Raw genomic sequence first — 15,277 nt, 5'->3', positions numbered from 1 at the left:
CTAGTTCGCGTGGACAAACCTGATCCACTGTCTGATCGTAGCAATCTGAACGAACCCAAGGAAGCTTGCGGCCAGCTTGTCGTATCGTGTGGCGATGCGGCGTGAGTGCTTGAGGCGATTGAAGAAGCGCTCGATGCGGTTGCGCAGTGCGTATTTGGTTTTGTCGACCGGGCGCTGAACTTTGCGGTTCGACTTTGTCGGGATCACCGGGTCTGCGCCGCGCCGCTCAAGGTCGTCGCGAATGGCGTCGCTGTCATACCCCTTGTCGGCCAGCATCGCGGCCGGATCGGGCGCCTCCTCCTGCATCAGATCCTCGTAGGCGGCCATGTCCGAGGCCTGACCGGGCGTTAGGCAGAAGCCGATGGCGAGGCCCTGCGCATCCGTTCGGGTATGAAGCTTGGTCGTGAGCCCACCGCGCGAACGGCCAACAGCATTTCTCTGAATCCCCCTTTTCCGCCAGCTGCGTGCTGGTGCGCCCTCACGATCGTGCTGTCGATCATCTGCATCGCCGTGTCGGCCGCGTCGCTTTCGGCAAGGGCTGCCAGCATCACGTCCCAGACGCCGGCTTCCGTCCAGCGGCGATACTGGCGATGGACTGAGTTCCAGTTGCCGAAATCGGCCGGCAGGTCACGCCAGGGCGAGCCCGTCCGCGTGATCCAGAAGATGCCGTCCAGCACCTTGCGGTGGCCCTGCGGCCGCCGGCCGCCGCGAGAGCGGTTCTCGATCAGGAACGGCGCGAAGAACGCCCATTCCGCATCACTCATCAGTCCTCGAATCAAAGCTGCCCTCCTCAAAGAGCAGCTTTGAATCACGCGTCAGATAAAATGGGAACCGGGTTTGTCCACGCGGCCTAGACCCTGCTGCCTATCCTTACGAGCTCGGCTGGATATTTCTCGATCTCCCTCATCGCAAGAAAGGTCAGATGACCCGGCTTATCAATGATCTTCTGCCCGCCGCAAAAGACTCCGCCTTGTTTGCCACAACACGAACCTCCAACGGCGTCGGATGGCACCGAATACAAGTCCGAGCAGAACCCTGAAGACACAGTGAAATTGTTTGTTCGCACTGCGCCCGAAATCCAGACAAGCGAATAGGCGACATGGCCGCCTGAATGGCCGGCAGAATGGCAGCTTCTGGGAAGTCGAAGGTGCAGCTTAAACGGCTGAAATGGGGCGCACAGCGGTCGTTCGTGAGGAGTGGCGGGAACGACTGGACCGGGCTCAAGCGAGCCGTTCGGCGCGTTTGTTGTCAATGGCAGCGCAGGGTGGATTGCTGCCATACGACCTTGCCAATCGGACGGGCAATAAGTGCCAAATACCTGGCATTCGGAGGCTCCTTGGGAGGAGCGAAGGGGGCCAGTAGCAACACGGCCATCGGCAGGCAGTGGGTCCACAGCCGTGGATTGGCCGTGCGGTCGACTTCGGCCCGGTCGTCGGCATTGGCGGGCGTGGCGTGCAGGGCCAGGAGATGGCCGAGCGTATCGACGGCCAGATGCAGCTTGGAGCCTTCTTGCGCTTGGCTCCATCGTAGCCGGCCCTCTCGCCGCTCTCAGGCGTGGAACGCAGGGTGCGGCTGTCGATGACGGCGGCGCTGGGCTGAGCATCCTTGCCGACGGCCAGGTGCAACAGCATGCGCTGGTCCTCGGCCAGGGCCTCGAAGCAGCGGGCCCGCAGCCAGCGCTGCGCCTGCTGGTAGACGATCTCCCAAGGCGGCAGATCGTTGGGCATCCAGCGCCACGGCGCGCCCGTCTTGACGACGTAGCGCAGGCCGTTGAAGACCTCGCGCAGTGATTGTGTCCGCTGCGCGCTCTCTTCGGGCAGAAGGATCAGATAGGGCACGACAAGCGCCCATTCTTCGTCGGAAACGTCCGAAGGGTAAGGCTTGCGAGTGTTGTTCATCCCGCAAACCTTCAAAATTATGGTTTACCAATCCCTAACAGCCTCTAGGTGGAAATCGATATTCATTCTGGTATATTTCCTTCAGGGTAATCTTGCAGTTGCAGGAAACAGTCTTTACCCGGATAAACAGGGCCTTGCTTATCCTCACGAATAGCGATCTGACGCAACCCATTGCATTGCAATATCTCCAACTAATCGATGGCGAGAGAGGCGAGGATCTACGCAGGCGGTATTTCGGAAATGCCAACTAAGCTGGTGACGGCATGAGGAAATTCACTATGCAAGGAATAAGCTTAGCGCTCGGCGTCTTGCTCATGGCGGTCTCAACGACCGCGGCGGCCGTTGAGATCCCAGAGGGGGATTATTACATCGTTGCGAAACACTCCTACAAGGCGCTCACGGCCTTTGAGGACAGCGAGGAAGAAATCGTCCTCGGCCAATCCGACCGAAAACCCGATAATGATCCCACGCAACTGTGGACCATCACCAGGGCGAGCAACAAAACAGGCGGCGAATCCTATCGAATCCGATCCCGACAATACGGATCGTACCTCGCCGAAGGAGATGAAAACGAAAACGGTGATATAAGTGTTGTCCTGGAAGACGAGCAATCCGCCAACAGGAAGAATTGGCGCTTCGAGCCATACCTGAACAGCTATGGCATCGAATTGGGAAATAGTGGGACAACCCTCAATGTGACCGGCAGTGATCTGGCGGACGATGCCCAGATCATCGTCTATGACGCCAGCACGGACGACAATGCGCAATGGTTGCTCTATCCGCTCCGCGATAGAGGCGAAACCACAGCACCGACTTCACAGAGATCGCAATTCGACAATCTGAACAAACGCTATCGGCTTGCTCCGATGCCTGCGGCAACCCGCGAGGCAAACCGGCTGCGACGCATGAAGCTGATGGATTATCAGCCAAGCGGTGTGTTCGTGGAAGAGGGGGAAGCGGTATCGGTTACGGTGGAAGGCCTGTCGTCTTCCCCGGACGGTCTGACGATCATGGTCGGACCGATGAACAGTTTCTGGGATGAAATGCCTGAGGATGACCCGCAACTGGTCACTGCCGAGGAGGGAAACATTGATTTCACGGCGGAGCGTGATGGACTGATTTATTTCCTTTATGCGGACAGCGGCTTCAACACGACCCCTTTGCCCCCGATTGAGGTGGAAATAGCGAACGGCGGCAGTTCAATTCCGTTTTATATTGAGGGGCAAACGACCCTCGACGAATGGAATGCCATGCTGGAGGAGCGGAATGCCGCGCCATTCGTGGAGATGGTGAGCAAGCATATCGCCGTCACCGTAACCCGCGAAGACTATATGACGTTGGACCAGAGCAACCCTGCGGAAACCCTCCACATTCTCGAACAGATTCTTGACTGGTATGATGACGTCTCGGGACTCGACGGTTCATCTGAGTTGCACAGACCGTCCCCGTTGCGCCTCCATTATCAGCAGGACACGGTTACCTCACCGGAGGTCTTTGAAGGCGGCGTATACATGTATGCAGGCAACTATTTTGTCGGGTTCCCCGGCGAGACTATTGGCGATCTGCTGGATCCGGAGGAACTGCGCCATGCCTGGTCGATCTGGCACGAGACAGGTCACAAATACCAACAGTGGGACTGGACCTGGGAGGATGTCGTTGAAACGACGGTCAATATCTATTCCCTCAACGCCGAAGCACATTTCGGCGAGCTGACCCGCCTGCAAGAACGCGATGAAGACACCGGCCAGACCACACTGGAGCAGGCAGAGCAATACCTGGCGCGGAAGACGCGTGATTTCGACAATGCCGAGCAGATGCGTGACGGCGCGGATGACCGCAGGGAGCTTTGGATCCGGCTCGTCATGTTCGATCAATTGCGACGCGGTCTCGGCGAGGAATTCTATCCGAGACTTCACAAATACTATCGCGAGCATCCGCTCGATGACGACGCCCTGGAAAATGAGGCTGCGCAGATACAGGCCTTTGTTTTGCGGAGCAGCATGATTGCGGACCGCGACCTGACCCGATTTTTCACCGATTGGGGGGTGCCCATCGAACGTGAGACCGCGAACAGACTGAAGCAACTGAACCTGCCTCCTGCGGATCCTGATTTGTCACGCCTCGAATTGGACGATTGATACCGGCGGATCGATAACGTAAGGATTCTTGTCTCGCATTTATTCGAGGGAGCCTGGGTCCTCAATGCACCGGCACCTGATATGCGGCTCCGGACCGTTCCGCCATGTCCGCAAGGCGCTTGTCCAACGTCCACAACTGCGCACCAGACGTGATGAGCGTCGAGGCAAGCAAGGACATACCGACGAGACCGCACCCAAGGCCATACAGCTTTTCACGCTCAATGAATTCCATTACTTCCTACGAGCTGGCCTGATTACAGGGTCGTAAAAGACCAATGCTATGGAGTGCTCACGTGCGTGGCGCGGGAGGTGTCCCGCAGGCCAGTTCGACCAAGACCATTGTGTGAGTCATACATCCCGCACATGAGGTTGCTGCTCCCCTGCGGAGAGGCGAATCTTTCCGCTGTCAATGTCCGAAAGGAAATGGAGAGCAGCGATGAGATATTACGTTGGTTTGGATGTGAGCCTCAAAACGACGCAGATCTGCGTTGTCGATGAAGAGCGACGTATCGTCTGGCGCGGCTTGATCGATTGATCGACACACAACCCAGGATGATCGTCGAGCGGCTGGAGCGGCTTGGCCTGCCTTTGACGACGGTCGGACTGGAGACGGGGTCACTGACGCCGTGGCTGTACTATTCGCTGAAGCAGGCTGGCTTTGCGGTGGTGTGCATGGATGCGCACCGGGTGGCGGACGCGGTGCGTTCCCGCCCGGAAAAGTCCGTGATGTTGCCCGCAACGTCACTCAGACCATGAACTACGCCATCTCCTGCAAACTGTGCAAAAAGGTGGAGATGCTGTTTGCCCACCTCAAACGCAAACTGAACCGGCTCCGATTACGTGGCCCATGCGGCGTACGAGACGAATTCCACCTCGCAGCGACCGCACAGAACCTCAGAAAGCTCGCAAAGCTCATTCCAGCGCCAAAACCAGCTTGAGCAGGCGGCAAGGGTAACGAAATCGACCGACCGGAAGATGACCTTAAATCGCAATCTCGCCGACTTTTTCAACGGAATAAGCTCAAATGGTGAATCCGTTGCAGCAATCACGAAGGTCTAGTTTGTCCTAGTCTAGTTCCACACCCGGCGTGGCCCGAAGGAAATCACGCCGCGCTGGGAACAGGCCGCGTTAACGGCGGTTCCAACACCGGCACCATACTCCAGCAGACCAAGTGCGCGCATGAACCCGTTAGCATGCATCCTGATCGGCATCGCGCTGCTAATCCTGATGATCAGCATAACCGCCGCCATGATGGCACTTTGAAGAGTTACTGCCCAACGCCGCCTCTTCCTGCCAGCCGGTCGCCGCGTGACAAAAGTGGCGTCGAGGGGAAATCCTTCGACGCCCAGGCTCCGAATGTGATATGGTTTGCTGATCGCTGGGCAATTATCCGACAACCAGCGACTGAGAGTTCGTTCGGTCCACCAGAAGATTTGAGTGCTCCCGTCCAGTTTTGAGGAGCACCATGTCTTCTTCTTCCGATATCAAATCTCCGCAAGGCGACCCGCAGGACGTTCAACCACGCGTCGAGGAGACCGGTGAACGGGCGCGGAAAGTCAAAGAGGTGCGCGATTCCGAGCGAGGTTTGACCATTTGGTCGGTCATGATGGCGGGCATTATTGTCGCCTCGATCTTTGCTGTGATCGCGACATTCATTTTTTGATAGATGGCCAAACCCACCGCCCCCAGCGAGGACGGTAGGGGTAAGCCGTTGCCTGAGGGCGGTACGCAAACTCAGCCGCCAACTTCAGGCTGGGCCATATTCCCCGGGCTGGTGAGCGCCAAGTAAGCGCGGCGAATTTCCTCATCTGAAGCTAGGCCGCAGCTTTGTAGCCAGGCGGTATCCCGCGGGCGCCCTGGGTCTTCGGCCGCATGCTAGTCAGGCTCTCCTCCGGCTCAAGGATACTGCGCAGGAAAAAAAGCAGAGGCCGGCGAGTGCCGCTGCACGGTGATGCCCGCCAGCTCGCGCACCAGATACATGAACTTGCCCAGCGGCAGCCGGTCCTATGCCTCGAGCCAAACGCTGGTGCGCTCTTCTCGACCCAAGACGAGCAGGCTGTGACCAGGTCTGAAACCGCCCACAGGCTTACCTCGTCGAGAAGGCCCTGATTGCCCTCGGTCTCCGCCAGTGTGGCGAGCATCAGACGGGCATGCTCCTCGCTGCGCTTGGCGACCAGCCGTTCGATTGTAGCGACCGCGCGCGTTTGACCCGGGGAGCGGGTAGACGTTGCCCGGAACGATCCGGATTCCGACCTCTTTGCACAAGGAATGAGCGATCTCATCATGCATGACGCATGCAATTTGCGAGATGTCATGTTGATGCGCAAATTCTTTTAGATTCTTGTGGATTATCTAAGGAATCCTATCGGGGTGGCGCTGCTTGCCAGTGAGCGCCACATCTGCCTCTTGGTGTTAAGCGATGGTCTTCGGCTTTCCGCCTACTGCAGCAATCGCCGAGAACGACAGCGTCACCAGATACGCCGCGAGCATGCCGATGCCGCTCAACTTGAAGGCCTCCTCAAGCAAAACACTGCCCCGGAATTCCAACAGATCGGACAATGTCGAGAGAGCCAAGCAGGCCAAAGCAACGCCCGCCACCTCGGGGTCAGCGATATTAGCCCCGTCGCCTCATGTGGCGGACGCTGACGACAGGGGAACTTTATTCCTAGAATGTTGCGGCTGAGTGGGCCGTGGCGCGCCTGTCCGCTGCTGTGGTCGACAGCGTACGGGAGGCCTACCTCGGGACGGCCAAGTTCGATGGCAGGCCCGCCGGCCGGAGGTCCGGCGTGCCGCTGCTCATCTGCTCGAGCGGGTGGAGGCGGCGCTGTAACGATTTCGGCCGGGGCCGGCCGCGGTCAGGATTGCCGAGCCCCGCTCGTACCGTTTCCTGCCGTCTCTACCAAGCTGGCCAGCCAGTTTAACCGCCAGTCACAATTTCTTTCTGGGGCTCATCAAAGATGAGAACGAGAATCATATTCTCGCCTTCGAATGCAGACTAGCTTTAGATGCGTAGAACCAAATCATCGACAGAGGATCTGTATGTGATAACTGATCATAACCAAATGGAAATTCTGTTGGCTGTTCGTCCTGCGGTCGCAGGTGATTCGATTGATCACGCATATACACAGCAGACGAAGGCACCTTCTGTCGGGGCGCCAATCTTCAGTGACGGGAAACCGATCCTCCGCTGCCGCGTTCGGAAAGGTCCAGCAAGAATACATGGAAAGGCTGGGGCGGTTGAAACCGGTGCCGACGCGCGCCGATCCTCATCCGGCGCTGCGAGCCTCCAACCCAGGTTTCAGCCAGGAACGAGAGATAGCACCATGTCATTGCAGGCTTGTCGTAGCGCCATGGTCGGCCGGGCTCTGATCGCTTTCGTCTCTGTTGTGATCGCCGATCCGGCTTTTGCCTATGTCGGCCCGGGGGCCGGACTCACCGCGATCGGAACCATGGTCGCGGTCATCGCCGCGCTCGTTTTGGCCGTCGTCGGCTTTGTCTGGTACCCGCTAAAGCGCGCTTTTGGAAAGAAAAGACCCGCTGAGACGAAGGACGGCTCGAAGTAATGACCCTCGCGGCGCTCATCGCCGGGCTGTTCGCCTTCGTCGCCGTGCTCAGGGGATTGAAGGTGCAGCGCCACGCTCTCGACGCCATCGGCGTCGCACAGGAGGCGGTGGGCGTGATCGCCGACCCGGATCTGACCGACGAGGTCAAGGAAAGGCACGTCCAGCGCGCGGCCCTCTCACTGCTCAGGAGCTTCGTCATCCTCCTGGCCATCGGCGCGGCAGCATGCGTGTCCGCAGCCGCCTTCGTCATCGGTGGAGACCTCTTTGGCTTGTTCAGCATCGAGCGGGCAATGGGGATTGCGACGAGTTGGCCGTTTATTCTCTGGTCGACCGTGGGCGCCGTCGGCCTCTGGCTCGTTTTGGCCAGGGTTGGCGGGCAAGGGCAGGCCGCCGAGGCCGCCTCCACGGCCGACGAGATGCCTTACTCGGCGCTCGACAAGGCACTTCACAATTTCGCATTTGCTTCCCCGGAGCGGCAGCTCGCGCTCTCCTCGATCGAGGACAAGGTGTGGCGGCGCACGATTGAAGCCGTCCAGGCCGAACGGCCGGTTTTCGTGACATCCCTGCCGCGCGCGGGCACGACAATCCTTCTCGAGCTTCTTGCCGGCCAGGGCGAGTTCGCCTCCGCCACCTACCGCAACATGCCCTTCACCATGGCGCCGTTACTCTGGGGGCAGTTCTCGCGGGTTTTCCGCAAGACCGGAGCGAAGGCCGAACGCGCGCATGGGGACGGGATCGCCGTGGATTTCGACAGCCCTGAGGCCTTCGAAGAAATGATCTGGATGGCGTTCTGGCCAGGGCATTACGGAAAGGCGCGGATCGGGCTCTGGACGGCCGCCGACCGGAAGCCGGATTTCGAAGCGTTCCTTGCCCGGCATATGCGAAAGATCGTGGCCGGCAAATCCGGCGCGTTCCGCTACGTCTCCAAGGACAACGCAAACATTGCGCGCCTGCCGCTCCTCGCAGCAGCGTTTCCCGATGCGCAGGTGGTTATTCCCATTCGCAATCCTGCCGCGCAGGTTGCTTCGCTGATGCGTCAGCATCGCCGATTCTGCGAATTGCATGCCCGCGATCGCTTTGCACGCCAGTATATGGAGGGTATCGGGCATTTCGAATTCGGGGCGGCGCTGCGGCCGATTGCCTTTCCGGGCGCGCCGGAAGACGCCGGTGGTGCGGAGCACGCCGACTATTGGCTTCGCTATTGGATTGCCGCCTACAACCATGTCCTGGCCACGGCCCCGGGTGGGGCTGTCTTTGTCGATCATGATGCGCTCAGCGCCCGGCCCACCGACCACTTGCCGCTTCTCGCCGAGGCGCTTGGCGTGGGCGACCGGACGGCTTTCCTGGCGGCGTCCGAAACGTTCCGCGCGCCGAAACCGTCACCCGAGCTGCCGGGAGCTTCGCCCCTTCTCATGCGGCGGGCTACCGCGCTGCATCGGGCGCTCCTTGCGCGAGCGTTGCGCATGACGACGCGAGAACGAAAGGTGGTTTGATTGGTGAGAATGTCTGTTTCCGACCGTATTGGGCCCGCGTTTTTCGCCCTGTCTTTCGGGGTTCTCGCCGTGATCTACGGCATCGTTTCCGCCGGGCGGGGGTGGTTTCCGGCACCACAGGTCGATTTGGCATACCGGACCCTTCTCGACCTTTCCACAAACTGGGAAAATGACCTCGCGCTCGTGCCCACGCGGCATCTGGTGGCGCCGGGCGGTGCCAATACCGGCCCGGATCGCGGTCTTTCGGGCGCGCCAGCGGGGGCTTCGTCGGAAGGCTATATCCTTATCGCCGGGCTGAGCGAGAATCAGGACGAATCGTTCCACGTCGTCAGGCTTTTCGACGGCACGGGTCAGGAGGTTCACCGCTGGCCGATACGCTATGAACTGCTCGATACCGAGAAAAAGCCTCAAAATGTGATGCTGCACGGGATGGAGGTGTTCGAAGACGGCTCGCTCGCCGTTACGTTCGACGCAGGCAACGCCATCACGCGGGTCGATGCTTGCGGAGAGCCGATGTGGACACGCAACGGCGCGTTCCATCATTCCATCGCGCGCGACGGCGAGGGGAGGATCCTCACCTGGCAGGACGAGACCGTGGTCTGGCTCGACGAGCGCTCGGGAAAGGCCGTGCGGACGCTCGCTATCGAGGGCATGATCGCGGCCGGCGGCAGGGCGCAGCAGGCCACTTTCAATATCCGCACCAGAACACCCGAAAATGCGAAAGAGGAGGTTCGCTACCTCGCTGATCCGTTCCATCCCAATGATGCCGAGCCCCTGCGTGCCGAGATGGCGGACGCTTTCCCGATGTTCGAGGCCGGCGACGTGCTCATCAGTCTGAGGGAGCTCAATCTCATCGCCGTGGCGGACCCCGATACCGGGCGCATGAAATGGTGGCGGCACGGGCCCTGGTTCAAGCAGCACGATCCCGATTTCCAGCCCGGCGGCACGATTACGGTCTACGACAACGGCACGGGCGAGGGGGCAAGCAGAATCCTCAGGATTCGCCCGGGCGACGACGCGGTGGAAACGGTCTTCGCGGGCTCCGAGGCGGTGCCGTTCTACAGCTGGCGCCGGGGGAAACACCAGGTCCTGGCCGACGGCAACATCCTTTTGACGGAGGCGGAAGGAGGGCGTGTCCTCGAGGTCTCGCCCGAGGGTGAGATGGTCTGGGAGCGTCACATGGTGTGGGACGCCGAACAGAACCTGATAATCACCGAGGCGCGGCACGTTCCTGCCGACTTCTTCGAAAACGGGGTGCCGAACTGCGCCCCAAGCTGAACATCAGTCGTGTCGGCTGCTGCTGAGTGTAGTCACGACGAACGGCTGAATTGAACCCAATCGAGCTACACACGCTCAAGGAGTGAGCATCCCTCCTGAATCCGCGAGTTCTCGACAGTTCGCGAGATCGGCAGCTGATTGCGTCCGGAAACCGTTGGAGCTGTCCGACCGCTGCCAGGCTGGCTTGTGGTGTACTGCTCAAACTCGGCGATCGGCGCAGGATGAGCAAGGAAATAACCCTGCATGGCGTCGCAGCCCTCCTGCCGCAAGAAGCTCAGTTCACCTTCCGTTTCTACGCCTTCCGCCAGCACCGGCAGCCCCAGGCCACGCGCAAGTCCGAAAACCGCACGCATGATGGCCGCCGCCTCTTCATTGACTTGCACGGAGCGGATGAAGGATTGGTCCACCTTGATCTTGTCGAAGGGGAAGGCGCGCAGATTGGTGAGTGATGAATAGCCGGTCCCAAAGTCATCCATCGCTATGCGCACACCGAGAGCTTTTAGCTTGCCCAATGCCTCCAGTGCGCGTCCGACGTCCTTGACGAGCGTCGACTCCGTGATCTCCAGCTCAAGCCGAGCAGGCTCAAGGCCGGTTTCCTGCAATATCTCATCGACCAGTTCCGGCAGATTGCCGCTGTGAAGCTGCACGACAGAGACGTTGACGGCGATCGCCAGCGGCCTTTTCCAGCCCGCAGCTTCGGCGCATGCGGTACGCAGTACCCATTCGCCGATCTGCAGAATCGCGCCGCATTCCTCCGCCATCGGTATGAACTCCGCTGGGGGAATGTTACCCTTGGTGGCGTGATTCCAGCGAAGAAGCGCCTCGAACCCGAATACCTGGTCTGACTGCAGATCCGCCTGTGGCTGATAGGCCACGCTAAGCTCGTCGCGCGCAATCGCATTGCGAATGTCATGTTCGAGCTGACGGCGTTTGCGCAGACAAGCTCCCATGGACGGTTCGAAAAAGCGAAACACGCCTCGGCCGTCCGACTTGGCTTCGTAAAGGGCAGCGTCGGCATAATTGAGGAGTGTCTTACCATCTGCGGCGTCGTTCGGAAAAACCGCGATGCCGATACTGGCCGCGACCGCGGCGCCTGACGGCAGGCCCTCGCCATCACCATCGAACGCGTCCAGAATAGCTTCGGCGGTAAGAGCCGCGTCGTCGGGGCTTGGGAGCCCTGGAGCAATTAAGGCGAACTCGTCGCCGCCGAGACGCGCAACCATCTGGCCAGGCCGGAGGACGCCTTTGATTTTTCCGGCCACAAACTGGAGGACCGCATCGCCGGTCAGATGGCCGAAGAGATCATTGATTTCCTTGAATCGGTCGAGGTCGAGAAGCAACACTGCTATGCAATTGCCGGTGCCGCGATGGGCCGCAAGTTCGTCCTCCAGCTTTTTGTTGAAACTGGTCCGGTTCGGTAGGGCGGTTAGAGGATCATGGTGAGCAAGGAAGTAAATTTCCTCCTCGGCCTTTTTCCGCTCGCGAATGTCGCGGACTGCGAGAACCTGGTGCGGCTTCCCGGAATAGATGATGTCATGCCGGATTAGTTCCACCGGGATTGAACTGCCGTCCGTGAGGCGGAGCAGCGCTTCCAGGGGCGTGTGTATTGTGCTCGACAGCTTTTCAAGGGTGAACTTGGGAAAGAAGGCTTCGAGCGACTGACCAACCGCCTCCCGGCCATCGGGGCATGCGAGCGAGGTGAAACTCCGGTTGGCCGCCTCGATTTGGGTATTGTCGCAGACGATGAGCCCCTCGACGGCGGCGTCGGCAAATTCGCGCATACGTGCGGCCTCGCCGGCAGTGCGACGGTCCCGCAGATCCAGTGCAAGGCCGACGGCCGTCATAACGATGATGCCGATCGACACGATTGCGATCCCGACCGCCATCCAGCCCGCCGGCAGCGCCAGTTCCGAGACAGCGATGCCCGGATCGGGAACGACAGCGGCCGCGGCCATGGCGGTGAAATGATGGCTGCAGATGGCGATTGCCAACAAAACCGCGCCGATCACCTTCCACTTGATCGTGTTGCCGCGAAGGGCCAGTGCGAGGGCAATAGCACCGAAGCCAGCTCCGAGTGCGATGGACGCGGCAACGAGCGGCGCGTCCCAGGTAATCCGTCCCGCAATCTCAAAGGCGGCCATGCCGGAATAGTGCATGACGGCGATGCCGCCACCCACAACTGCACCCCCGATCCAGCGCCTATGCCGCGAGCGAGCCGTAACGGCCAAGGATAGTCCGACTCCTGTCAGCACGACTGCCGCAATGAGGGACAGAACGGTGAGGACGACATTGTAGCCGCTCGGCACGGCAGGCTGGAAAGCCAACATCGCGATGAAGTGCGTGGCCCAAATACCGAACCCCGTGGCAACCGCCGCGACGGCTAGCCAGACCCGACGCATCGTCAACGTGCTGTTGCCGGCATGGTGCAGGAGATTGATGGCCGTGAACGATGCCAGAAGGCAAACAAACGCCGCCAGCAGGACCAGACGCAGATCGTGCTGCGTCGTGATGCAGCTATAGACTGTCAGCATGGTCTATCCATTGACTACTGCCACCCGTGTGATCCCCGAGGACTGTAGATGCGAAACCAGAAGGAAGGATTACGTTAGGGGTGAAATTGTTGCTCTCGCTCAAGGAGCACGACCTTTGGCGTCGATCACCTGCACGCGCGCTAGGAAGCTGCTCTCTTGCTTGCAACCTTTTTACAAGAAGCAGTTGTGCCGGGCCATTAAGCCTGGTGGACTAGGTCTATCGGCAATGCGGTCGGGAACGCTCTCCAGAGAAGCGGTCATATGCCGGCAGAAGACGCCACAGCCGTCGATACACTGGTACTGGTCGTCCCTGGCGGCATGGGTCGTCAGAAGAACTTCGTCTTGCAAGCGTCGCCGCTGCTGCTGCTTAGTCCGCGGGGCCGGCGCATGATTTGGAACTGGTGTTCGGCCCGCGCCGAGGAACTGCCGGAAGCGCTGCAGGCGATATCCGGGCTGATGGACGCCGTAGGTCGCGCCGTGCTCGCGACATCACGATGCTGCAATTCACCGATGCCCAACTAAGGCTCTTGCCATGCCTGGCCGGGCAACAGTCGGTGGCGCGAGGTGCTGCTAGCGCACGTCCTGTGCTCGATGAATCGATTGTGATGCCTTCGTCCGAAGCCTTCAGGACCCGTGACCGAAGATCCCCGCTCAGTGCTCTTCCCATGTCGGCGCGGCAAGCGGCGGCGCGGTTCGGGGTGGGCGCGTCGAGCGCGATCCGTTGGATTGCACGGGCGAAGATGGGCGAGCTGGCGTCACACAACTGGACGCACTGCGTCCGACTAGGAGGCGCAAAGCTGCCGTTCGCACTATGAGGTGTGGGATTTGAAGCTGGAACTCGATATCGAAACGAGGACTAGAAGGGTTGCTTTTGAGAATTCCGCTTTGACCATCTTTCCCCTAGCTGGATGACCTGGCATGCGGTTTCCTTCTTTGGATTACGTTGGACACTATTGCATTGAATAAACGATAGAATCCCCGCGATCTTCCTGCCGACTTCAACGTGCCTGCGGGCCTTGAGCGGTGAGAGATCGATGACCCCCACCAAGCTTCTGATCGGCCAGATTCTGATCGTTTTTGCGATCGTGATCGGCGCGGTGTGGAGCGCGACCCAGTGGGCGGCTGCCGAGCTTCAGTTCCAGCCGCGGCTCGGTCCGGCATGGTTCGCGGTGACCGACTATCCGGTCTATCTGCCCTGGCGTCTGTTCGAGTGGTGGTACGCATATGAGGCGTACGCGCCGGCGGTGTTTGACCGCGCCGGCATCATCGCTGCGTCGGGCGGACTAATCGGCGTTGCGATTGCTATTGCCGGTTCTCTATGGCGGGCGCGGCAGAACCAGCTGGTCACGACCTATGGTTCGTCGCGTTGGGCGACCAAATCCGAGATCGCCAAATCCGATCTGCATGATGATCGCGGTGTCTTCCTCGGGCGCCTGAAAGATCGCTATCTGCGCCATGACGGGCCAGAGCACGTCATGTGCTTCGCGCCGACCCGTTCGGGCAAGGGCGTCGGTCATCCCGACGCTGCTTGCCTGGCCGCATTCGGCCGTCATCCACGACATCAAGGGCGAGAACTGGCGGTTCTGTCGCAAAGTTTGATGCCGGACGCGCAACGGCGGATCACGTCTGCTGGTTACGCTGCGAGGATTTCGAACTGCTCGGCCAGGAATGGATTCGGATCGCAGGCGTAACGCGCCTGTCGTTTGCGCATCATGGCGACCATTTCGATCCCGTCGAGAGTGGCATTGGCGCTGGCGAAGGACTTGAAGCCGAGCATTGGCCGGACACGACGCTTGATACGCCGATGATCCTGCTCAATGCGATTGTTGAGATATTGGCTTTGGCGGATGAGGATCGGCTTCAACCAACGCCGGGACCGGTCCTGCAGGTGGTTGGTCGTATCGCAGGATACGACCGCCGCGCGTTTGGTTCGGCTGCCGTCGATGACAACGCGATCGGGTCGATCATGTCGTTCCAACGCTTTTCTGAAGAAGCGCTTGGCCGACGGCAGGTCCCGCTGTGGGCTGAAATAGAATTCGACCGTGCCGCCGACGCTGTCGATGGTGCGGTAGAGATTACCTCCATCGCCCGCGCACATTAATATAGGTTTCATCGACATGCCACTTGCCGGTGACGGTACGCTTGCGTCGGTTGAAGCGCTCAAGCAGCAAAGGGGAGAAGTGCACAACCCAGCGATGCACGGTCGAATAGTCGACGTTCAAGCCACGCTCGGTCATCATCTCTTCAAGGTCACGTAAGCTGAGATTGTACGCCAGATACCAGCGTACGCACAACAAGATCACTGATTGGTCGAAATGGCGACCTTTGAACATGATGAGTTCCTCAAACTGAAGAGCGTTTCATGCCTCCGTTTGC

General features: G+C 59.8%; 11 protein-coding genes and 3 pseudogenes. 9 read left to right on the top strand and 5 right to left on the bottom strand.

Going from position 1 to position 15,277, the window contains the following annotated elements; all coding sequences use genetic code 11:
* Positions 1–764 (bottom strand): IS5 family transposase gene (locus SIN08_RS02910; protein ID WP_322449402.1). Its coding sequence is split into 2 segments (ribosomal slippage): positions 1–455 and positions 455–764, totalling 765 coding nucleotides; the frame shifts between segments, so codons are not numbered across the junction.
* 640 nt (positions 765–1,404) lie between these two features.
* Positions 1,405–1,898, bottom strand: a pseudogene (locus SIN08_RS02905) (IS5 family transposase); the annotation flags it as partial.
* A gap of 278 nt (positions 1,899–2,176) precedes the next feature.
* On the opposite strand from SIN08_RS02905, the gene SIN08_RS02900 reads away from it, so the two are divergent.
* Complete coding sequence (locus SIN08_RS02900; RefSeq protein WP_322450013.1) at positions 2,177–4,036, top strand: M60 family metallopeptidase; 1,860 nt, start codon at positions 2,177–2,179, stop codon at positions 4,034–4,036.
* A 61-nt stretch (positions 4,037–4,097) separates the two neighbouring features.
* Here the strand turns inward: SIN08_RS02900 and SIN08_RS02895 are convergent, their stop codons facing one another.
* Entirely contained in the window at positions 4,098–4,268 is a 171-nt protein-coding gene (locus SIN08_RS02895) for a hypothetical protein (protein WP_322450012.1), read from the bottom strand.
* 299 nt (positions 4,269–4,567) lie between these two features.
* Here SIN08_RS02895 and SIN08_RS02890 point away from each other — a divergent pair, with 299 nt between their 5' ends.
* The 6 genes and pseudogenes from SIN08_RS02890 (at position 4,568) to SIN08_RS02865 (ending at position 10,370) form a co-directional block, all read left to right on the top strand.
* Entirely contained in the window at positions 4,568–4,792 is a 225-nt protein-coding gene (locus SIN08_RS02890) for a hypothetical protein (RefSeq protein ID WP_322450014.1), read from the top strand.
* Positions 4,759–4,974, top strand: a pseudogene (locus tag SIN08_RS02885) (IS5/IS1182 family transposase); the annotation flags it as partial. The gene SIN08_RS02890 and the pseudogene SIN08_RS02885, both read left to right, overlap by 34 nt.
* A gap of 527 nt (positions 4,975–5,501) precedes the next feature.
* Positions 5,502–5,699 (top strand): hypothetical protein, encoded by a 198-nt coding sequence (locus tag SIN08_RS02880; protein ID WP_322450011.1) that lies wholly within the window; start codon positions 5,502–5,504, stop codon positions 5,697–5,699.
* Between the two features lie 1,660 nt (positions 5,700–7,359).
* Positions 7,360–7,599 carry a hypothetical protein gene (locus SIN08_RS02875; RefSeq protein ID WP_322450009.1) on the top strand — a complete coding sequence of 80 codons (240 nt, stop codon included), beginning with the start codon at positions 7,360–7,362 and terminating at the stop codon, positions 7,597–7,599.
* On the top strand, positions 7,599–9,092 hold the full coding sequence (locus tag SIN08_RS02870) for a sulfotransferase (RefSeq protein ID WP_322450008.1): 1,494 nt from the start codon (positions 7,599–7,601) through the stop codon (positions 9,090–9,092). Before SIN08_RS02875 ends, SIN08_RS02870 begins: the two co-directional genes overlap by 1 nt.
* A gap of 9 nt (positions 9,093–9,101) precedes the next feature.
* On the top strand, positions 9,102–10,370 hold the full coding sequence (locus SIN08_RS02865; RefSeq protein WP_322450007.1) for an arylsulfotransferase family protein: 1,269 nt from the start codon (positions 9,102–9,104) through the stop codon (positions 10,368–10,370).
* 65 nt (positions 10,371–10,435) lie between these two features.
* Here SIN08_RS02865 and SIN08_RS02860 read toward each other — a convergent pair whose 3' ends face one another.
* Positions 10,436–12,901, bottom strand: a complete 2,466-nt coding sequence (locus SIN08_RS02860) for an EAL domain-containing protein (protein ID WP_322450006.1) — start codon at positions 12,899–12,901, stop codon at positions 10,436–10,438.
* Between the two features lie 261 nt (positions 12,902–13,162).
* Here SIN08_RS02860 and SIN08_RS02855 point away from each other — a divergent pair, with 261 nt between their 5' ends.
* Together SIN08_RS02855 and SIN08_RS02850 are read left to right on the top strand one after the other, a co-directional pair.
* Positions 13,163–13,423 (top strand): hypothetical protein, encoded by a 261-nt coding sequence (locus tag SIN08_RS02855; protein ID WP_322450005.1) that lies wholly within the window; start codon positions 13,163–13,165, stop codon positions 13,421–13,423.
* Between the two features lie 512 nt (positions 13,424–13,935).
* A pseudogene (locus SIN08_RS02850) lies at positions 13,936–14,482 on the top strand (type IV secretory system conjugative DNA transfer family protein); the annotation flags it as partial.
* A 52-nt stretch (positions 14,483–14,534) separates the two neighbouring features.
* Here SIN08_RS02850 and SIN08_RS02845 read toward each other — a convergent pair.
* Positions 14,535–15,234 (bottom strand): IS6 family transposase gene (locus tag SIN08_RS02845; RefSeq protein ID WP_322449981.1). Its coding sequence is split into 2 segments (ribosomal slippage): positions 14,535–14,978 and positions 14,980–15,234, totalling 699 coding nucleotides; the frame shifts between segments, so codons are not numbered across the junction.
* Positions 15,235–15,277 lie beyond the last annotated feature (43 nt).

This window comes from Chelativorans sp. M5D2P16 (assembly GCF_034427935.1).
Taxonomy (GTDB): domain Bacteria; phylum Pseudomonadota; class Alphaproteobacteria; order Rhizobiales; family Rhizobiaceae; genus Chelativorans.
Note: the sequence above shows the minus strand (reverse complement) of the source record. Positions and strands in the feature narration are given on the sequence as shown.

Coding starts and splice junctions, on each gene's coding strand:
- SIN08_RS02900 (WP_322450013.1), top strand. CDS start 2,177: ATGCAAGGAATAAGCTTAGCGCTCGGCGTCTTGCTCATGGCGGTCTCA.
- SIN08_RS02895 (WP_322450012.1), bottom strand. CDS start 4,268: ATGGAATTCATTGAGCGTGAAAAGCTGTATGGCCTTGGGTGCGGTCTC.
- SIN08_RS02880 (WP_322450011.1), top strand. CDS start 5,502: ATGTCTTCTTCTTCCGATATCAAATCTCCGCAAGGCGACCCGCAGGAC.
- SIN08_RS02875 (WP_322450009.1), top strand. CDS start 7,360: ATGTCATTGCAGGCTTGTCGTAGCGCCATGGTCGGCCGGGCTCTGATC.
- SIN08_RS02870 (WP_322450008.1), top strand. CDS start 7,599: ATGACCCTCGCGGCGCTCATCGCCGGGCTGTTCGCCTTCGTCGCCGTG.
- SIN08_RS02865 (WP_322450007.1), top strand. CDS start 9,102: ATGTCTGTTTCCGACCGTATTGGGCCCGCGTTTTTCGCCCTGTCTTTC.
- SIN08_RS02860 (WP_322450006.1), bottom strand. CDS start 12,901: ATGCTGACAGTCTATAGCTGCATCACGACGCAGCACGATCTGCGTCTG.
- SIN08_RS02855 (WP_322450005.1), top strand. CDS start 13,163: ATGCCGGCAGAAGACGCCACAGCCGTCGATACACTGGTACTGGTCGTC.